Raw genomic sequence first — 20,201 nt, 5'->3', positions numbered from 1 at the left:
CTTGTTTCCAATATTTTACTCGAGTTTGAAAGTGTCAGCAATAAGGCATTATAGAACCATATTCCACCAGTGGAGGAGAACAATATGCAAAAAAACTATCAGAATCTCATTGACGATAAGATTTTCTTCGGCGGAGCCGCGGATGTGACAGACATGGTGAAAAATGAAAATGTGGAAGTGATTGTAGATCTACGTAGTGAAGCGACGGAATGTGCAGATCCCAACGCAAAGGTAGAATGGATTAAAGTCCCCTTGGGAGACAATGCGGAAGGTCCCCAAGACGAACTGTTCCAGAAGGCAATTGGCCATGTAGTCGAGGCGTACAAAAGTGGGAAGAAGGTGGGCTTTCACTGTGGTGGCGGCGGTGGTCGAGCAGGTGCAGTAGCTGCTGGAACCCTAATTACCTTAGGCATAGCGAAGAACCTTGACGAAGCCGAGGCAATGGCAAAAAGCATACGTCCAAAAGTAAACATAAAGCCTCCGCAGCGTGAAGCTCTTGAGAAAATCTATGTAAGCGGAAGCTTGCAGCAGGCGAAGGAGGATCTCGATGAATGAAAATCAATTTTATGAACGAATCGAAGTCTTATTTGGAAGTATTCTGAAGCAATTTGATTACGGAGAAGAGTATGCTTTTTACAAATATGGCCCTAATGACATGAAACGTATTGGTTATGCAACGAATATTACGCCTGAAGTTATTCAACAAGCCGCTCACAAGAAAGTTGATCTCATCGTTACTCACCATGATGCATGGGATTTTGTTTTTGGAATGAAAGAGGAATGTCATCAACTTCTGAAAACATATGGAATCAGCCATTTGTTTGTTCATTTGCCTTTGGATTATGCGGAGTTTGTACGTGCATGTCACTTTTTAAAGCAATGGGGATAACTAATATTATCCAAAATTCTTATCATAGCGATGGAAAGAGCAAGCCAGGTATTGGTGAGTACGAGTCTTCGATCAGCTTTCATGCATTTAGTGAACGAGTGAGTACTGTATTAAATGAAAGTGTGAAATCGTGGGAAAACTCAGAAAGGCCAATAAAACGTGTGGGGATTATTACTGGAGCGGGTCATTCTACTCAAAGTCTTCGTGATGCCCATCAACTAGCTTGCGATGTCTATGTGACTGGTGAGAAAATCTTATACACCATTCAATACGCAAAATTCATACAAATGAATTTAATTGTTGGTAGTCATACGTTTACTGAAATTTTTGGTGTGAGGTCCTTGTGTGAAAAAATAAAAGAAAGTTTTACCGATATCGATATTGTTGAACTAGTGGAAGATCATGTTGAATAGTTCATTCTGGAACTTGGATATGATGAGTTTGTATAGGGAACGTAGATGCACTAATTAGCCGATTATCGCTATTTATCGCGTTTTTCGGCCAATTAGAGCATTGTAGTTCCCCTGCAGTGATGATTTCGCCTACGTTCTCAATCAACTAATTCCCGTAAATATCTACCTCAGTTATGCTATTCCATCCATTGCCGGATGAGTTGCCATGGCCAACAATTCTTACGTAGCGACCAGCCGTGTCTGTGAAGTCGTATTGAACCTGAGAGAGCGTCTGCGTACTCACTTTATTACTCACGACCGTTGACCAAGCCGAACCATCTGCGGATACTTGGATATCGAACGTTGTAGTACGCACATCCCCTTGATGAAAAGCTACGGACAAGTAAGCAATCGTTTTGCTAGAGCCTAGATCGTACCTAATCCATTGTCCATCACCTTGTGAGGACCAACGCGTGCTCAAGCTGTTATCGATGGTATTCGACGCTACATTGCCATCATTACCACTATCCGTTACTGCGGATACATTCAGAATGACAGGATTTGTACCGCCACCTCCTGAACAGCTTGTGTAGGTAGTAACGCTGCCTGTATACATGTTGCCAGAAGGACTGCGTGTATTTCCGCATGCTTTTGCAGACCCACCATCCACATTAACAACATAAGGCGTGCTATTATCCATATTCGCTATATTGTTGTAGAAGTCATTATTAAAGCCCCAGCCTGTGGAACGTTCATGTACCTGGAAAGCATCCACAATGACGGAATTCCCATTTCGATTCACCGTGTTATTTCGAATGATTGAATTATTCCCTTTAACATCCATAAAGCTGTCAGAGTAATTCGCTCCGCTAATCCCCGTACCGTTAAATGTACTGTTCTCCACAAGGGTCCCTGTCGTACCTTCCTTAATATCGACAGATTCAGCTCTTACATTAGGGCCGATGGTTACATTGCTTATTTTGTTATTGTTCGTCGCCGCATTATAAGTTCCCCATTTGCCTACATCAGATCCCACATACACACCCTCACCGTAATCAGGGGTAAGCGTGCCCGTATCATGGACAGAGGAATTCTGGATCGTATTATTCGAGCTTCCATCACGATAATGAACGCCTTCTTCTCCGATATTGTAGACTTCAACGCCATCAATCAGACCATTGTTCGCGTTATCTTGCATGATGCCTTTTTTCGCATTTGTTATTTTTAAGTCTTTGATTTGAACATAATCACCTGTGATGTATAACGTATAACCGCTTGAGGTGCCGCCTCCATTTAAGATGGCTTTGGAAGAAGCACTTGCGCTCTTAAGGACAATTGGGTTAGATGAGGTGCCATTAGCAGCAACAACGAAATTTCCTGTGTATGTACCTGATGCGAGAATAATGGTATCTCCGGCTGCAGCGCTCGCTAGCGCACTCGTAAGGCAGGAAGCTGTACTACAATTCGTAGTAGCCGCATAGCTGCGTCCCGGAACAACCATTGTAAAAACGAACAGCACCATGAGTACGACTGCGTGTAACTGTGTAGGTCTAGTTGGAAGTTTCATGAACGTGGACATAAATTACCTCCTCATTTGTAATAACGCTTACATTTATAATCGTAGAACGTGCTAGGAATAAAAGGTAGTGGCTATCTTTATATCGGATTGTGTAATTTTTGGAAACCGAATAAAATTATTCTTATAGCGAATTTTTTCATGAAAAGGAGCATTCCTATGAACTTGAATGATCTTCATAAGTATCTGCCATCACTGAACAATGTGACTGAAATGACGCGGATTACGAAAGGATTCTCCTTCGATGGGAAATATTTTTTATATGAGAATAGTCGAACTCCCACGTATGTATTACGCACCTCACCTGTGGATCAAATACAAAAAAAACGAGCGGAATTCGAAGTTGTTGCTGAAGTGTATGATAAGGGAGTAAAAACTTCCGAGCCTATTGAATTTGGATCCATACCTACATTAAATATTTGTTTTATGCTGCTGAGTTATGTAGAAGGAGAGGATGCCTCTGACATATTACCTTCCTTATCGGATGACGAGCAATACCAAATTGGCTTACAGGCTGGTCGTGAGCTGCGACTTATGCATGACCTACCTGCTCCTCACGCAGAAGACTGGTACGAGAAACGATTCTCAAAGCATATTCGTCAATACGAAAACTATCGCAATTGTGGCGTTAAGCTTCCAGAAGAAGAGGCAGTTATTTCTTTTATAAATAAGCACGCAAACGACATGCAGAATCGCGCTAACCGCTTCCAGCATGATGATTTTCACACCAGCAATCTTCTTATTCATAATCGCAGCTACGCGGGAGCTATTGATTATAACCGATATGACTGGGGAGACCCTTATCATGATTTTCTGAAAGTTGCCTACTTTAGCCGCGAGGTTAGTATCCCGTTCTGCAGAGGGCAAATACTCGGTTACTTTGATGGCACTGTTCCAGATGAATTCTGGCAATTGTATGCGCTCTATACAGCAATGATTATTTTCCCGACAATTACGTGGACGTTGCAGGTAGTTCCTGAACAGCTTGAATCTATGTTAGATAGAATTCGTGTTGTACTAAAGGATCATCAAAATTTCGAGACGTGTAGACCTAATTGGTTTACTTCATAAAATGAGCAGCAGCGCTCAACTCCTACCATTTGGCATATACAAGCTTATCTTACATAGAATGGAGATGTACAAGATATTGCTTGACTATGGGGGAGCTATGAAGCCAAAAACGCTCATGATTTTACAAATCGCCGCTACGTATATGGGGACTGTGGTGGGGGCAGGATTTGCCTCTGGACAGTCCATTATGCATTTCTTTACCATCTATGGAGCGTATGGCGGTGTTGGCATAGGGATTGCAACGGCCTTTTTTATATGGATTGGTACGAAAATGATGATCCTCTCTCATAGACTGAAGGCATCCTCTTATCAGGAGCTGAACCATTATCTATTCGGACGCTTTTTTGGAAAAGTGGCCAATGCCTTAACGTTTATCATCTTATTTGGCGTAACCGCTGTGATGATGTCCGGTACGGGGTCTATTTTCGAGGAGCAGCTTGGATTGCCTTATCAATTTGGCATTATCATTAGTATATTACTGTGCTACTTGGTGATGAGCAAAGAGATGCATGGGATTCTAGCTATTAATTCCCTTGTCATGCCGTTGATGCTTTTTTTCATGGTGCTTGTGATCACCCGGGTTGTTGGTATAGATGGTATGCGTGGAGCTGGGAATTGGCAAGAACTGCAAGTCATGACTCATTTAAAATGGATCCTAAGCCCGTTTACGTATGTGGCCTTAAATTTTGCCTTTGCACAAGCAGTACTCGTGCCACTAGGCAGTGAGGTGAAGGATGAGAGCATCCTGAAATGGGGAGGCTTATGGGGAGGCATTGGGCTTGGTGTTATGCTGCTCATTAGCCATTTTGCGATACAGACACGGATGCCAGAGATTTTGAATTACGATATTCCGATGGCTGAAATTATCCGCGGATTTGGGCAATTCGTCCATGTCCTATTCATACTCGTTATTTACGGGGAAATATTAACGACGTTGATTGGAAATGTATTTGGGATCACGCGACATATTGGGCGAATCTATCCACTTCCAAGAAACTGGGTAGTTTTAGCTACATTAGTTGCTTGTTTATTAATCAGTCAAGTTGGTTTTACATCACTTCTCACGTATTTGTACCCCGTTTTTGGGTATATGGGGATGATTCTTCTCATTTTTTTAATCGTCAGGCCCGTCCCTACTAAGTAAATCTACGCCTCAAAGGAGCACTTGTTATGTTAGTTACAAAAATAAAAAACCTGAAAATTCGACGCTTGAGTCGTGCGGATGTTCCAGCGATTCGAGCGCTCATGGTTGATGTTGTATCTAGACTGGCGTCGCCAGACCTCTTTGCTATGGATGATGAAAATTATTTGGATAATCATATCGAAGAAAAAGGGGAGATATACGGGGCTTTTCTAAATGAGGAGTTAGTTGCTTATTCCGTATTGGCATTCCCTGGTTCGAGTGAAAGTAACCTTGCCAGAGAATTTGGAGTGCCAGAATCCGATTTAATCTACGTTGCCGTCCTGGATGCTACTATAGTTCATGAATCTGTTCGTGGTCAGGGGTTACAGCGATATTTTCATGCCTTGCGTGAAGCGCGAGCTCATGAAAATGGCTACCGATATTTATATGCGACGGTTCATCCTCAAAATGTTGTAAGCAAACACAATTTAGAAGCAGATGGGTTTACACACCAATTCACCCGCCTCATGTACAATGGCAAGCCAAGGCATTGTTATGCCAAGCACTTACAGGAAGAGCAGGCGCAATAGTTGATCTGAAAGGTCATATTTTGTACAATTATGATGTCTAATTAGCTGGAAATGTTTCACAGACCAAGGGCAAATATAAACGAAATGGAGAATGAAAATGATTACTAAAGTCGGTCAAATTATGCTATATGTGAATAACCAAGAAGAGTCTCTGAAATTCTGGACAGAAAAGTTAGGATTTAGCTTTGTTTCAGAAGAAAATCACGGACCCATGAAATGGTTTGAAATCGCGCCATCGAACGACGCCCAGACAAGTATCATTCTCCATAATAAAGCGCTTATTGCCGAAATGCAGCCGCAATTAAATCTCAATACACCTTCGTTATTATTTTTCTCTGATGATCTCGATCGCTTATATCAAGATTTTAAGGATAAAGAGATTACAGTCGGTGATCTTGTCACGATGCCTACGGGAAGAGTATTCAACTTTGCTGATACAGAAGGAAATTACTTTGCTATTTTGGAGAAAAAGTAAATCATACATCATGACCCGATCGATTAGGAGCTGCACGAATGCAGCTCTTTTTCTATTACATGGAAGCTGGATATGACGAGATCTTGAGGAGGTATGGCCATGATATATGTGGAAACAGCGAGATTGCGCTTACGCGACTGGGAAGAAGCGGACCTAGAATCATTTTGCCAATTAAATGCGGATGAAGAGGTGATGAGATTTTTCCCGAAAACCTCATCGAAGGATGAAACGCGTGCGTTCTATCAGGCAATCCAATCGGAATTTAAAGAATGTGGGTTCGGTTTATATGCCGTGGAGGCGAAAGAAAATACTGAGTTTATCGGGTTTATTGGCTTTCATAGGGCCATATTTGAGGCGGAATTTACCCCGTGTATAGAAATTGCATGGCGACTTAAGAAGGAGGCATGGGGAAAAGGCTACGCAACGGAGGGGGCCGAAGCCTGTTTGCGCTATGGATTTGACGAATTGGGATTGGACGATGTGTATAGTTTCACAGCCGATGTGAATAAACCTTCACAAAGAGTCATGATGAAAATTGGCATGCGTTTCGTCAACGAGTTCAATCATCCCAAAGTGGAGAAGGAAAGTCCTCTATATAAACACGTGTTATTTCACATTCATGCCAAATAAATGTTGGAGCTCATGTATAAATGGTGATGACATGGGCCATACTATGTATTACTGCGTTGCGTTACAAATGAAAAAAGAAGTAAACCTGTTTACCGGATAATGTTCGAATAATATAATGTATCCATATTGGAATTGAAATTGAATAAAGTATTGCCTGCAATATGTTTCATTTCTCTTTTCGGGTAAGACGCAAGTAGGAAGAGGCCGGATCTATGATCTGGCTTCTTTTTTGTTGTTCATATGTTAAAATAAGGAAGAAGTATGTACTCAGTTACAATAGGTTTAAGAAGGAGTTGACTGTTCGTATGACTGCACGGTTACCGCGCAAGATCACAAGAAGATCCTTTTTGAGCTCATCAAGTAAAGTAGTGCTGGGCGTGTCTGGCTTTATATTAGGGAATACGGCTTTGTTTTATTACGGAGCGGCCCATGGGCAAAAGCAGGAAGATCGGACCACGAAGGAAATCCCCAGTAGTTTCGTGAAGATCGGTGAGGTGGAGCGGCTGCAGGCCTTAACCGGCTATGAGCGGGTCTACTATACCGCTACGATTGTAGATGCGTGGGTTAAGACGCCTAAACAAGGCTTCGTGTATGTGACGAAAGATGAGCGCGGCGCGCTCGTGATCCTTTCTCCAGCCTGTACGCATCTGGGCTGTACGGTGGAGCCGGCAACCGAAGCGCAGCGGAGCCGCAAAAAGGAGCTTTTCTTCTGGTGCCCCTGTCATGGAGCGGAATTCGATATCGTAGGGAATGATGTTTTTATGGGGCTGCCGAGATTGGAAACATATGAACCCTACATTATTGAGGGTCATGTGTACGTAGATATTGCGACGCCGATGAAGTGAATAGGGCTCGAGAAACAGATAAAAAAACCACAACCCTTACGGTTGTGGTTTTCAACATATAGACTTAGGCATTTCTTTTGCGCGCCCAATATTGTTTCCATTGAAAATATAAGAAGCATCCGAAGCAAAAGCCGCTTAACGCTAGCACGACTGCTATGGTCAGCATGCTTAGTGTGATGTAAGCCAAAGTCATGCTACTGAAGAGTACAGCTGTTAGGGTAACGGCCAGAAAAAGGATCGCTAACAGGTTGTTGAAACGCAGCAACTCGCGGCTTTCGGTTCGTGAACTGACAGGAAAGAGTGGGGAGAACAGCCGGACGAATAGATTGTATTTTACGCCGTAGGAACGACTAATGAGCTGAATGATCAAAGGAACGACAAGAATCCAAAGCTGCTGACTGAGAACACTGGCAACTATACTTAACAGAATACCGAGTTGATTACCCCGTACACGATGCAAGGGAACCTCATCTACACAATCATAATCGCCCCGTAAAAGTTGGTTCGTCATGTCTGGTCATCCTCCGTTTACAATGAAATGTTAGTATCACTATTATACACTAATTCATAGTATTCGGGTAGGATTTAAATAAATTATTTATGGCTGTGAGTTTTTCATAAACATACTCGGGGTCATGCCTTGCCATTTACGAAACTGATTCGTGAAATGGTTATAGTTCTGAAAACCAACATCGTAACACACTTCCGAAGCGCTGCGTCCTTTGTGAGCTAGCATCATAACTGCTTGTTGAATCCGCATACGATTCAGTGTATCAATGATGGAGTAGCCAGTGCTCGCTTTAAAAAGGTGAGATAATCTCGACGGAGAAAGTCCGACGGTCTGAGCAAGACTATCCAAGCGAATTTCTTCGCGCATCTGTTGTGAAAGCAAGCGGAGCACTTCTTCGATGCGGGGGTCGATTTTGCGTAAGCTTTTCTGCGCCATAATTAAGATGATTTCCCGTAGGGAACTGCAGCAGAGCTCGAACCAATATTCGCCGCGTTCACGGGAGTCTGCCAATATGCGGGCAAATGCTAGGTAAATTCGCTCTTGGATGGATTCGTTCTCTATGTTGACGAGGAGCTGCCCTTCCTGTGGGAGCAAGTTCGTTTCTGTTAGTGTGGAGGGGAAATGCACCCATACGAAATGCCAGGTATGGTTTTTTATCGTGCCATAATCATGGGGTGTACCTGGTGCCAACAAAATGAGGGCTCCTTTCTTGCAGATTTGTTCAGCTCCTTGGTAATTAACGAAGCCTGCTCCCTCTAAGGTAAACATCAATAACCAATCATCCCGACCGTGAGGACGCTTCATAAAATAGGAATCAGGTTCTAGGAAATGGCCAGCGAATAATCCATTTGTATTTAATATCATGATGGGAGACCCCTTCTTTTCCCGTTTAAGATCGATTCTAGTATACCATGGAATAGCAGGATTATAGGAATCATTAGCATGATTAATACTTCTAAGTAATCGAATATTTCGTTATGCTAAAGACATAGAAATACAAGTTGATTACGGAGGTAAGAGCGATGACGAGAACACTAGTTAAACTGACGAGGGAACAAAAAAAGCATTTTGAATCAGAGGGTTATGTGATTGTGAAGGGGCTGTTTTCGGAAAGTGATTTAGCTGAAATAGATGAAACTTTTGAAACGATCAGCAATCAGAAGGTTCCAGGATATTTTGAACCTGATCTGTCATCGGAGGTCGTCGATCCGCTGAAACGCTACCCGCGCGTCATGCACCCACATCGGTTTAATGAGACAGCCAAGACCTATATGTTGCATCAGCCCGTATTAGAGGTGCTAGCAGATTTGTATGAGGAGGAGGCGCTGGCTGCGCAAAGCATGTTTTATTACAAACCACCGGGCTCCCGCGGGCAGGCGCTGCATCAGGATAACTTCTATCTGCAGGTTGAACCCGGCAATTGTATTGCAGCTTGGACAGCGATCGACGCGGCCGATGAGGAAAACGGTGGATTGCTCGTTGTTCCGAAAACGAATGCGCTCGACATTTCATGTCCGGACATCGCAGATGAGAAGGAATCTTTTACGACCCACTATGTGAAGCCGCCGAAGGATGAAAAGGCCATGCCAGTGGTTATGGAGCGCGGCGACGTTCTCTTTTTCAATGGAAATTTGATTCATGGTTCTTATCGAAATAAGACCAAGGATCGCTTCCGCCGCGCGTTCATTTGCCATTATGCCAATTCTTCGGCGACGCATATTAGCAATCATTATCGACCTTTGTTTCGAGCAAATGGGGAGCCGGTTTCCTTAGAGATTAACCCTAGTGGCGGGCCTTGCGGCGATGAGTTCAAGACAGTGTACCCGCATTAATTGGGATTAGCGGATGACAGAAATCGTTTTTAGGGCATAATTTATGTCCTAGGGGCGATTCTTTTTTTTCAAAGGTGAGGGGATTCCATTGGATTTCGCTTGACAGCTTAAATACTTCAATTTAATCTAAAGGAGTTAGTTAAACGTTTAACCGATGGAGTTGAAACATATATGAGCAGACCCAAACAAGTGACCATTGTAGAAGTGGCAGCAGCAGCAGGTGTATCGATTGCCACGGTCTCCAATGTGCTGAATAGAGGTGGAATCCGTTCGTCTAAGGAGACGATTCGCAAAGTTGAATTGGCGGCAGAGCAATTGGGGTATCGACGCAATACGATGGCAGCAGGGTTGAGTCGTAACAAAACCTTTGAAATCGGCCTGATTGTTCCTGGGTTGACGAGCTATTACGGGCGGTTAGCGGAGGTTTTACAGATGGAAGCCCATCATGCTGGCTATCATTTATCCGTTTTTTCTTCAGGAGGATTCGATCCGACGATTGAACGAAGGAACTTAGAAGTGTTGCTGCAACGAAGAGTGGATGGACTCATCTGTCATGGATTAGCGATGGGGAAAGATTCCACACGCGCCATCGTCAACAGCGGAACGCCTCTCGTGCTCATCAATGGCTGGGGTTGGCCCGAGGGGATTGCCGTTGGTGCCGTAAATTTAGGCTTTGCTGAGGCTTGCAGACAATCAACGTCGCTGCTTGTGGCGCGTGGCTGCGATGAACTCATCTACGTGGGCAGCAAGCATTCGAATGTGATTGATGAACAGCGGCGGAATGGATTCCATCAGGGTTTAGGGGAACTGACCGTGGAGATTTCGCATCGCATCGTTGAAATGAAGGAACTGGACGTGGACGCATTTCTCCAAGATGTGATGGTGGGGCCAGCAAAGCGAACAGGGATTATCGCCTTTGATGATCATGTTGCACTAAAGCTGCTTTCGGCTGCCAATAGGCAAAAGATCGACTTCCCGAACCGATTACAAATGATCAGTATTAATAACGACTATATGGCTAAGCAGAGTTACCCTGGCATCTCCAGCTGGGACATTCCTTATGAGCTCCAAGCTCAAAAAGCGATTGGCAAACTACTGCATAAGTTTGGGCATACGGTAGAGGCAGGCGAGGAGCGAGAATTTGAAGTCCCGCTTATTTTTATAGAACGAGAAACATCTCGGTTAGCTGAGACGGAGTAATTCGATCCGTTATGTTAAAATGCAAGTATGTATCGCGTTAAGAATACGTCGCAAGTTCCTTTTGGGGAGCTTGCGGCGTTTTTTTGTTGGACTCCAGTGCGATAGTTGTGGCAAATAGTCCATGAAACAGACTAATGAGAGGGTGACGGGGGATTTGGAGGTGAGATAGTCGAATATTTCGACTAACTCGAGGGAGAAGAGGGTATTTGGCATGTGTAAGTCGATTTATTCGAGTTACGTGTGCGCGGCAGGGTCAATTGGAGTGTGTAAGTCGATTTATTCGAGTTGCGTGTGCGCGACAGAGTCAATTGGAGTGTGTAAGTCGAAATTTTCGAGTTACGTGTGTGCGGTATGGTCAATTGGGGTATGTAAGTCGAAAATTTCGAGTTGCGTGTGCGCGATAGGGTCAATTGGAGTGTGTAAGTCGAAAATTTCGAGTTGCGTGTGCTAGACAGGGTTAATTGTAGTGTGTAAGTCGAAATTTTCGAGTTGCGTGTGTGCGGCATGGTCAATTGGAGTGTGTAAGTCGAAAATTTCGAGTTACGTGTGCGCGATAGGGTCAATTGTAGTATGTAAGTCGAAAATTTCGAGTTGCGTGTGCTAGACAGGGTTAATTGTAGTGTGTAAGTCGAAAATTTCGAGTTGCGTGTGCGCGGCAGGGCAATGTGGAATGTGTAGTTCTGCAATATCTCCACTATTTCTTGAAATCGTCTGCTAGTTTCGACCATGTAACCGACCTATACTTAGAACAAGTAAACGTTACCAAATAGATAACCCAGTAGATCAGAATGAAATGTTTAGTCTAAGTGGTTTGTAGTTTGACGGGTTGTGGTTTGATAGTTGTGGTTTGTAGTGTGATGGGTTTGTGGTTTGATTGTTGCGGTTTGCGGTTTGTAGTTTGCTGTGTATGGTTCCGCTCCACAGCTCACGAAGTATAAATAGGAGGGGTGTTTGTACAATGAAAAAATTGACACTAGTAGGACTCGCCACCATGTTTGCGCTTACAGGATGTTCAGATAACAAAACTACAGAAACATCAGGAACAGCAACGGGTTCACCTAATGCGACGGGAACGGCTAAGCCAGCTAAGCTCGCTTTGAACTGGTCTGTAGCCAGTGGGTACTTAGCGAATGTGACCCTACCTTCCGGAGACAAAGATTTCGTGAAGAAGGCCATCGAAGAGAAATTCAACGTAGATTTGAAAATTGATTATATGGTGATGGGCAAAGAGTACCATGACAAACTCAATGCCACATTGGCGGGAGGAGCAGCTCCTGATCTTTTCATCGCAGGCGGTGCAGAGTCACAGAAATACATCACAGATGGGATCACGGCTAATCTAACTCCTTACTTCACCAAAGAAGCCTTGCCAAACTACTTCAAATGGGTGTCCAAAGATGAAGTCGACGCGTTCCAGCTCAAGCAAGGGGAATTCACGCGGGCGATCGATCCTTTTCAACGTAACTCCTATGCGGCTTGGTACATCCGTCAGGATTGGCTAGATAAGCTTGGGCTCAAATCGCCGAAAAATTACGCCGAATTGACCAACGTCATGACGCAATTTACCAAAGGTGATCCTGATGGCAACGGCAAGCAAGATACGTACGGCTTCTCGGCAGCAGGCAGTGGCGTAACATTACCTTTTGACTTCCCACAATGGTTAAATAATGGCTTTGTTGCCGATTTCCAAATTACGGATAACAGCTACGTGGATAACCGCACGGATCTGAAAGTGCAAGGTGTCCTCGAGCAAGTCGTGGAATGGAACAATGCAGGAATTGTAGATCCGGATTGGTTCCTGAATAAGGCACCTGCTCAGTTAGATAAAGCGGCGCAAGGCAAGGTGGGCATGTTCTTCAGCGGCGATAAAAGCGTCGCCTTAGACAGCTTAGCAACTAGCGTACAAAACCGCTCGAAGGCGCTGGATCCTAAAGCGAATTGGCAGCCGATTTTCCCGCTGGATAAGCCGATTATTTGGAAATACAACGTACCTGAAGCTACGATCCTAATTAGCAAAACAACAGCCGACAAAACGCCTGATAAAGTGAAGCGCTCCTTGGAAATTCTCAACTGGTTAACAGGTGAAGAAGGCTTCCTGCTGACGCATTATGGCCAAGAAGGCAAACATTATACCAAAGCAGGCAACAAGGTTACGTTGAACGTAGCCAACTTTGAAGCGGATATCGCGAAAGCTGGTAACTGGTTGAACGTGTACGCTGCCTTTACACCAGATGAGCCGAATATTCTTGGTTTTGAGCTGATCGATTCCCGTATTTCTGAGCATGATCGTGCGATTTTGAAAACAGTTGAGAGCTTTCCGAAGCATAACGCTTTGCCTCCTGTGAGCTTAGTTCCTCCTGCTGGCATTAATATCGGAGATTTCCGCAAAGAAATGAGTAAATACCACATCAAAGCGGTACTGGAAGACAAGAGCGGCAAAAACTGGCCGCAATACCGTGAAGAGCTGATGACGAAATTCAAAGGCAGAGAAATTTTCACAGAGTATACGAAGCAAATCAATGCGGCACTGAAGGATAAAAAGCTGAACGACTTCAAATAAGCTTAATCAGGCTTCGAGGGGAACCCTAGGAAAATTCAGGGGTTTCCTTCTGCCTTCTAACTGGATTAGACAACTAGGAGGAGATGGCGATGGCGGAAACCATAGCTGCAAGACAAGAGAAACCTACCGTTTCACGCCCGATGAGGCAGGGCAAGCTACGCAGTATATATCTGAGCAGATGGTTTTACCTCATGATGATCCCTGGGTTGATCTATTATGCACTGTTTCACTACGCCCCGATGGTGGGAGCATTGATTGCTTTTCAAGACTACAACCTCATGAAGGGAATTTGGGGTAGTCCTTGGGTGGGGTTCGATAATTTTCGTGTCATTTTTGACAATCCTGAATTTGTACGCATTATGAGAAACACTTTATTGATTAGTATTTACAAAATCGTCGGAAGCATGGTGCCGGATGTGATCCTTGCCCTGATGTTGAATGAAGTCCGGGTCAGATGGTTTAAGCGCGCTGTACAAACGATTACGTACGGGCCCTATTTTCTGTCGTGGGTTATTGTGTATGGTTTAGCTTTTTCCTTCCTCGCCCCAGGCTCTGGTTTAATCAGTACCTTCGTACGCGATATGGGTTGGGGATCGATTGATTTACTAACGAACAAGGACTTCTTCAGGCCTTTGCTGGTACTTACAGAAATTTGGAAAAATACCGGATTCGGAGCGATTATTTACTTAGCAGCTCTGGCATCCATCAACCAGGAACTTTATGAAGCTGCCGTCGTGGATGGTGCAGGACGTTGGCGTCAGCTCTGGCATATTACGTTGCCGGGTATCCGTGATGTTTTCGTGCTCCTGCTAATTATTCGTATTGGGGGCATCTTGGATGCAGGCTTCGATCAGGTTTTCATCTTTTTAAATGCACGCGTCTATGATGTTGGAGATATTGTGGATACTTGGGTGTATCGCTACGGTTTTGAGCGTCTCGAGTTTGGTGTAGCTGCAGCCATGGGCGTGTTCAAATCGGTCATTGGACTGGTGCTCGTGATTGGCGCAAACAGACTTGCTAAAAAAATGGGAGGCTCTGGCATATGGTAACGGTATACGACAAAGACGGAGTAGGGGGAGATTCGCATGTCTTTTGTGAGTCATAAAACCAAGGGAGATCATGCAGTAGATGTGGCGATTTATACAGTTCTCGGCTTTTTCGCCTTGATCACGTTATTCCCACTCTACTATGTGGCTATCGTCTCCATTACACCTTACGTGGAAGTCATGAAAAACGGCGGTTTCGTAATCTGGCCTGAGCATATCACTTTACAAGCGTACAAAGAAATATTCGGTTCACCACGAATCCCGCAAGCCTTGAAGATTACCGTATTCATCACGGTCGTAGGGACGACGCTGAATCTGATTGTGACGACCCTACTAGCCTATCCGTTATCCAAAAAGTCGGTGCCAGGCCGCAATTTTATCCTGATGGCGCTCGTGTTTACGATGATTTTCAGCGGGGGAATTATCCCGCTTTATATTTTGGTGCGCAGCCTTGGCCTATATGATTCGGTCTGGGCACTCGTGATACCCGGTATGGTATCTACCTTTAATTTATTGATTGTCAAAACCTACTTTGAGAATCTCCCTGCTGAAGTAGAGGAGGCTGCACGTGTTGATGGATGTGGTGAATTAGCAACCTTGTTCCGCATCGTCCTCCCGTTGTCTGCCCCAATTATGGCTACGATTGGCCTGTTCTATAGTGTTACCCATTGGAATGAATATTTCAAAGGGATCTTCTATCTCTCTGACAAATCACTCATGCCGATGCAAGTCGTGCTCCGGAGTATGATTCAAACGCCGAATGTCTCAACAGAGCTGTCGATTAATTCACTCATACTGGATGCCCTGCCGCCTGAAACGATCAAAATGGCCGTCGTCGTTGTGGCTACCTTGCCGCTATTAATTATTTATCCTTTCTTGCAAAAGTATTTTGTGAAAGGCGCATTGCTGGGTTCAATTAAGGGGTAATGGAGGATTGTAACAGCTATGAGAGCAGTCATTGCACGAGCAGGCAGCGTGGAAGTCATTGAGATGGAGGAGCCGACGGTTGAGGCCAACTTCGTGTTAGTAGAAACGGCATACTCTGCGATCAGTCCAGGCACCGAAATGATGCTGAAGGACATCCGATCTAACGAGCCGATCTTCTTAGGCTATAGTGCCATGGGTCAGGTTAAGGAAGTTGGGGCAGATATTACACATGTGAAAAAAGGGGACCGCGTCGCCTGCTATGGTTCGCCGTTTGTCCGTCATGCCGAGCTTCTCAAAGTCCCGAAGCATCTGGTGGTCCCCTTGCCCCAGCAAGTGGATGCCCAAGAAGCCGCTCATGTAGGGCTCGGCGCTATTGCTATTCATGCCTTACGGCAAGCCGATCTACGATTCGGCGAGTCCGTTCTCGTTGTGGGCTTAGGCATATTGGGGCAGATCGTGTGCCAAGTTGCCCAAGCCTCGGCGAACATTGTGATCGGCATCGATCGTGTAACCGAGCGTGCGGAAAAGCTAACCGCTTCCAGTATACGGTTTGTTTATAATAACGAAGATGACATGATACGTAACCTTCCGGATATTACCGGAGGAGCTGGTGTGGATGCAGTCATTCTGTGTATCGGTGGCGGCAACAGCGAGATGATCGATAAGGCGTTGGGCTGGATCCGCGATAAGGGAAAGATTGTTATCGTAGGTGATGTCAGCATGACGTTCAATCGGGAGCTGATGTTTCAAAAGGAAGCGCAAATCCTCATCTCGCGTGCAGGAGGACCTGGTAGATATCTGGAAGATTACGAGAAGAAAGGCATCGACTATCCAATTGGACTTGTGCGTTGGACCGAGGGACGCAACATGGCGGAGTATATTCGTTTATTGGCTGAGAAGAAGCTGAGCATCGCGCCCTTGATCTCGCACATTTTGCCATTGGAGCGTATTGGTGAAGCCTATGACTTATACCGAAATGCGCCACAGCAAGTGCTGGGCGTCGTTGTCCGTTATGGAGATTTTCCTAGTTAAAACTCTCTAATTTTTCTATACTATTTATATGAGTTAATAATAGGGTCTGTAGGGTATAGGGGGATCTGGCATGTTTCGTCGGCTTAGAAGAACTAACTTCATCTCCAGCGTCTCCACCAAGCTTTTTATTCTTACCTTCATGTCGGTTATCGTGCTGTTTCTGGTGATCGGCGTGTTCAGCTACCAACGACTATTCGAGCCCATCAAGCAAAACAACGAAAAAGTACTGCAAGGCTCCGTCGTTCAAGTCGAAAATTATATTAAAACCTTAATGAATAATATACAAACACAATTGATTTTCCTCTCCACACCAGTCCTCTATAATATGGGGGAAAAAGATTTCGTTCAACTCATGGAAAATGTGTTGTCCTATCATCAAGAGGAGATCGCCAGTATATATGTCATCGAAGATAACACGGTACGGATCTCCTCTCCTTATGGTTATCGTGTATACGTCCCGGCGGAACGTATAGCGGAAATCACTAATCAAACGAGTAAAACGGGCTTCTGGTGGAGCCCTCCCCATACGATCAATGACCACTTTGTCCTCACAGTCGCTAAGCAAATCGACAGCCGGCGAGTGGTAGCCATGGATGTTAACTTAAATGCGCTGACTGGACCGCAAATTATTCAAGACGATCCGGATCATCAGCGGCGTATCTATTTATTTACTGGCCAAGGCGATTACCTCTCCACAAACACGTACCTAGCATACCCGAAGACGTATCTCAATCATTTGGAAATGAAAGAGGCGTTACAAGTACTTACGCAGCAAAGCGGTACTTCCTTTAACACTGTTCACACCTCATTTGGCAACTATATGGTCCTTAGTTCAAATCAAAACCGCTGGGATTGGTTCGTTTTCTCGGTTATTGAGGAGTCGCAAGCTTTTCCGCTTATTGACTCGTTGAAGCAGCAATTGGTGTTTGTTTTGCTAGTGGCGATCCTGCTTGCTTTCATCCTATCCGTCTGGATTACGAACTATATTCGCAAGCCGGTGACGGCGATTACAAGGCAATTTAAGGCAGCGGCGCGCGGGGAGCTGGAGGCTCGCATTAAGCTCAAACGCAATGATGAGTTTACGCATATTGCTAATGGGTTTAATGGCATGATGGATGATATCCAATCACTGTTTAATGACTTGCGCGTAGCGGAAGAAAAGAAGCGACATCACGAGCTCAAGGTGCTGCAATCGCAGATTCATCCCCATTTTTTGAATAACACACTCAATGCGATCTATTGTTTGGGGGAAACGGGACAAACGCAGGAGATGTGCGAGATGATCCGCTCGTTGATGGGTTTGCTGCAATACTCGACAGACAAGGTAGGGGACATTGTAACGGTCGAGGATGAATTAGCGCAATTGAATAATTATGTGCAGATTATGAACCTTAGGTATGGGGACGTTTTTGTCATGGATATTGCCGTACCAGAGATTTATAATGCCACGCCGATCCCCAAGCTGACGTTGATTACGTTGGTGGAAAATAGTATTTTCTATGGGCTCAGTAAGGAAGAGGTCAATCATATTATTGTTTGTGGCAAAGCGCATGAGGGAGCCAGCGTGGTACTGGAGGTTTCCGATACAGGACCGGGGATTGCGCCGGATAAGCTGAAGCTGCTGCTAGAGGAAACAGGTGCTGCCAATCTGAATAAAGGTTTGAATAATTTAGGTATGCGGAATGTCCAAGAGAGACTGCGAATGACATTTGGTTATCCCTATGGCCTGCATTTTGCCAATGAACCGGATGAGGGGTTAACGGTGACGATTCATCTGCCGGCTGGAGAGCCGAGAGAGTAAGGATAGCGTCGGGGAGAGGGGACGAGACGATCATGCTGAAAATACTGATGGTAGATGACGAGAAGTGGGTAAGGGAGCGCTTTGCGCAGCGTATTCCTTGGTCAGACGGGGGATTTACGTTCATGGGCGCAGCTTCCAGTGCCAAAGAAGCAATCAGCATGATCGAGCGGGAAGTGCCCCATTTGTTGCTTACGGATATTACAATGCCGAATATGAATGGACTGGAGTTAGCTGCCTATGTGCGGAAAAGGTGGCCGCGCGTCCGAATCGTTATTTTGACGGCTTACGGTGAGTTCGAATATGCGAGGCAAGCGATTGAGTTAGGCGTGGATAACTACTTAATTAAGCTCGCGCAAACCCCAGAGCAAATTCTTGAAGCTTGCCGCAAGGTGGCTGAGGACCTGGAGCAAGAGCTCAATATCGATCACAAGCTAGAGATGCAGCTTAAGCTCGAAAGGGAGAAAGAGTGGGCCAAGAAGCGCCAATGGACAGAGCGGCTGACGGATGGCGATGGAAGTATGCCAGAGCTTCCCGTGCCCGGTGAGTGGCTGGCAGGTGTGGAATCCGCGAGTTATGTGGCCGGAATAACGCTAGGCTGGCGCGTGACGGAGAGTTTAGGGCAAAGTGAGACATCGCTTGAAGACCTCGTGCAGCTGCAAAGCCAACTAGCCGAAATACTTGAAGCCAAACTGGATGCGCAGTTGTTAGGCGATGGTAACGGAGTGGCTATACTACCTCTGCAACATACTCATTTAGTATTGTTAATCGGTTCGAAGCGAGAGATTCCTGCCTTTCATTTGAGCCAACTAGCGAGAATGGCGCAAGATGCGGTAAATAGCTTTGCTCCTGTGAAGAGCCTCGCTCATATCGGATCTGTTGAAGAGTTAGGCAAGCTAAGATGGACAGAGAAACAGCTAGCTGATCTTGTACGCAAAGGCAGGGATGGGCTGGCTGCGTATTTCTATGCGGAGGGTGAGAAACGCTCGATCGTGCTTCGGCGACTCGATGCGCAGCAGTCGAGGGAGTGGACGGCGGCTGTCATCAAGGCTTTGCAGCGTGAGAATGTGGAGGCTTTCAGGGAAGCTGTAGCCGTAATGATTACGCTCGGCGTGCCACCGATTCACCCAGGGGACTTGCTCCGTCTGACGAGACAAATGCTGCAACCTGAACTTGTGCGGCTGCCAGACAACGTCGTTGCTAGGTTAAGTGGCATCGATCGACTGACGACGTGGGACACCTACTGTGAGTGGTGGCTGGCAACCATGGATGCCATCTGCGAATGGTGGAATCAGCAAGATCAGCCTCCGGTGACTGTTCGCAAAGAGATCCAATGGATGTGCCGCTACATTCGCGAGCACTATCAAGCGGATTTGCAGCTAGCAGAGATCGCCAAGCTCGTTCATATGCATCCCTCGTACGCGGGGCAGATGTTCAAACAGGAGATCGGCGAGAACTTTCTAGAATACGTGAACCGTGTTCGCATGGAGAAAGCAAGCGAGATGCTGGAGCGGACCACGATGAAAATATACGAAGTATCCGGCGCAGTCGGTATCTCGGACTATCGCTATTTCTGTAAGTTGTTTAAGAGCTATACAGGGGTTACACCGACACAGTATAAGAGTAAAATGGGGTAATCGCAGCATGCGGTTGCCTTATCTAGTTTTAGGAAACGTCAAATTTTATCCATAAAGAAGGTCGATG

Annotated in this window: 20 protein-coding genes; 17 read left to right on the top strand and 3 right to left on the bottom strand. The window is 45.3% G+C overall.

The window, feature by feature from the left end:
• The first annotated feature begins 84 nt into the window (after positions 1 to 84).
• The 3 genes from AC58QM_RS13520 to AC58QM_RS13510 are packed head-to-tail and all read left to right on the top strand — an operon-like array spanning position 85 to position 1,302.
• The gene (locus tag AC58QM_RS13520; RefSeq protein ID WP_497284728.1) at positions 85 to 555 is read left to right on the top strand and encodes a protein-tyrosine phosphatase family protein; all 471 of its coding nucleotides are present in this window, start codon (positions 85 to 87) and stop codon (positions 553 to 555) included.
• Positions 548 to 889 (top strand): Nif3-like dinuclear metal center hexameric protein, encoded by a 342-nt coding sequence (locus AC58QM_RS13515; RefSeq protein ID WP_497284726.1) that lies wholly within the window; start codon positions 548 to 550, stop codon positions 887 to 889. The genes AC58QM_RS13520 and AC58QM_RS13515 overlap by 8 nt, the downstream gene beginning before the upstream one ends.
• Positions 862 to 1,302, top strand: coding sequence for a Nif3-like dinuclear metal center hexameric protein (locus AC58QM_RS13510; protein WP_497284724.1), 441 nt, complete (start codon positions 862 to 864; stop codon positions 1,300 to 1,302). Before AC58QM_RS13515 ends, AC58QM_RS13510 begins: the two co-directional genes overlap by 28 nt.
• A 145-nt stretch (positions 1,303 to 1,447) precedes the next feature.
• Here the strand turns inward: AC58QM_RS13510 and AC58QM_RS13505 are convergent, their stop codons facing one another.
• Complete coding sequence (locus AC58QM_RS13505; RefSeq protein WP_497284722.1) at positions 1,448 to 2,860, bottom strand: discoidin domain-containing protein; 1,413 nt, start codon at positions 2,858 to 2,860, stop codon at positions 1,448 to 1,450.
• 156 nt (positions 2,861 to 3,016) lie between these two features.
• Between AC58QM_RS13505 and AC58QM_RS13500 the strand changes: the two genes are divergently transcribed.
• The 6 genes from AC58QM_RS13500 to AC58QM_RS13475 all read left to right on the top strand — a co-directional run bounded on the left by AC58QM_RS13500 (position 3,017) and on the right by AC58QM_RS13475 (position 7,591).
• Complete coding sequence (locus tag AC58QM_RS13500; RefSeq protein WP_497284720.1) at positions 3,017 to 3,928, top strand: aminoglycoside phosphotransferase family protein; 912 nt, start codon at positions 3,017 to 3,019, stop codon at positions 3,926 to 3,928.
• A 97-nt stretch (positions 3,929 to 4,025) separates the two neighbouring features.
• Positions 4,026 to 5,072 carry a YkvI family membrane protein gene (locus AC58QM_RS13495; RefSeq protein ID WP_497284718.1) on the top strand — a complete coding sequence of 349 codons (1,047 nt, stop codon included), beginning with the start codon at positions 4,026 to 4,028 and terminating at the stop codon, positions 5,070 to 5,072.
• A gap of 26 nt (positions 5,073 to 5,098) precedes the next feature.
• Complete coding sequence (locus AC58QM_RS13490) at positions 5,099 to 5,641, top strand: GNAT family N-acetyltransferase (RefSeq protein ID WP_497284716.1); 543 nt, start codon at positions 5,099 to 5,101, stop codon at positions 5,639 to 5,641.
• Between the two features lie 97 nt (positions 5,642 to 5,738).
• Positions 5,739 to 6,116 carry a VOC family protein gene (locus tag AC58QM_RS13485; RefSeq protein ID WP_497284714.1) on the top strand — a complete coding sequence of 126 codons (378 nt, stop codon included), beginning with the start codon at positions 5,739 to 5,741 and terminating at the stop codon, positions 6,114 to 6,116.
• A gap of 99 nt (positions 6,117 to 6,215) precedes the next feature.
• Positions 6,216 to 6,746 (top strand): GNAT family N-acetyltransferase, encoded by a 531-nt coding sequence (locus AC58QM_RS13480; protein ID WP_497284712.1) that lies wholly within the window; start codon positions 6,216 to 6,218, stop codon positions 6,744 to 6,746.
• Between the two features lie 305 nt (positions 6,747 to 7,051).
• Complete coding sequence (locus AC58QM_RS13475) at positions 7,052 to 7,591, top strand: QcrA and Rieske domain-containing protein (protein ID WP_497284710.1); 540 nt, start codon at positions 7,052 to 7,054, stop codon at positions 7,589 to 7,591.
• Positions 7,592 to 7,655: 64 nt separating this feature from the next.
• Here AC58QM_RS13475 and AC58QM_RS13470 read toward each other — a convergent pair whose 3' ends face one another.
• Together AC58QM_RS13470 and AC58QM_RS13465 are read right to left on the bottom strand one after the other, a co-directional pair.
• Complete coding sequence (locus AC58QM_RS13470) at positions 7,656 to 8,102, bottom strand: DUF4395 domain-containing protein (protein WP_497284708.1); 447 nt, start codon at positions 8,100 to 8,102, stop codon at positions 7,656 to 7,658.
• An 87-nt stretch (positions 8,103 to 8,189) separates the two neighbouring features.
• A complete protein-coding gene (locus AC58QM_RS13465) occupies positions 8,190 to 8,966 on the bottom strand; it encodes a helix-turn-helix domain-containing protein (RefSeq protein ID WP_497284706.1) in 777 nt (258 codons plus the stop codon).
• Between the two features lie 158 nt (positions 8,967 to 9,124).
• Here AC58QM_RS13465 and AC58QM_RS13460 point away from each other — a divergent pair, with 158 nt between their 5' ends.
• The 8 genes from AC58QM_RS13460 (at position 9,125) to AC58QM_RS13425 (ending at position 20,134) form a co-directional block, all read left to right on the top strand.
• The gene (locus AC58QM_RS13460) at positions 9,125 to 9,934 is read left to right on the top strand and encodes a phytanoyl-CoA dioxygenase family protein (protein WP_497284704.1); all 810 of its coding nucleotides are present in this window, start codon (positions 9,125 to 9,127) and stop codon (positions 9,932 to 9,934) included.
• Positions 9,935 to 10,105: 171 nt separating this feature from the next.
• Entirely contained in the window at positions 10,106 to 11,134 is a 1,029-nt protein-coding gene (locus AC58QM_RS13455) for a LacI family DNA-binding transcriptional regulator (RefSeq protein ID WP_497284702.1), read from the top strand.
• Positions 11,135 to 12,092: 958 nt separating this feature from the next.
• Positions 12,093 to 13,694, top strand: coding sequence for a type 2 periplasmic-binding domain-containing protein (locus AC58QM_RS13450; protein WP_497284700.1), 1,602 nt, complete (start codon positions 12,093 to 12,095; stop codon positions 13,692 to 13,694).
• 89 nt (positions 13,695 to 13,783) lie between these two features.
• Positions 13,784 to 14,743 (top strand): ABC transporter permease, encoded by a 960-nt coding sequence (locus tag AC58QM_RS13445; protein WP_497284698.1) that lies wholly within the window; start codon positions 13,784 to 13,786, stop codon positions 14,741 to 14,743.
• Between the two features lie 36 nt (positions 14,744 to 14,779).
• Positions 14,780 to 15,667 carry a carbohydrate ABC transporter permease gene (locus AC58QM_RS13440; protein WP_497284696.1) on the top strand — a complete coding sequence of 296 codons (888 nt, stop codon included), beginning with the start codon at positions 14,780 to 14,782 and terminating at the stop codon, positions 15,665 to 15,667.
• A gap of 18 nt (positions 15,668 to 15,685) precedes the next feature.
• Positions 15,686 to 16,699 carry a zinc-dependent alcohol dehydrogenase gene (locus tag AC58QM_RS13435; RefSeq protein ID WP_497284694.1) on the top strand — a complete coding sequence of 338 codons (1,014 nt, stop codon included), beginning with the start codon at positions 15,686 to 15,688 and terminating at the stop codon, positions 16,697 to 16,699.
• Between the two features lie 70 nt (positions 16,700 to 16,769).
• A complete protein-coding gene (locus AC58QM_RS13430) occupies positions 16,770 to 18,500 on the top strand; it encodes a sensor histidine kinase (protein ID WP_497284692.1) in 1,731 nt (576 codons plus the stop codon).
• 32 nt (positions 18,501 to 18,532) lie between these two features.
• A complete protein-coding gene (locus AC58QM_RS13425; protein ID WP_497284690.1) occupies positions 18,533 to 20,134 on the top strand; it encodes a response regulator transcription factor in 1,602 nt (533 codons plus the stop codon).
• Positions 20,135 to 20,201: the final 67 nt, after the last annotated feature.

The sequence above is a fragment of the Paenibacillus sp. J22P165 genome, assembly GCF_059692015.1.
This window is presented reverse-complemented; position numbering and strand designations above follow the sequence as displayed.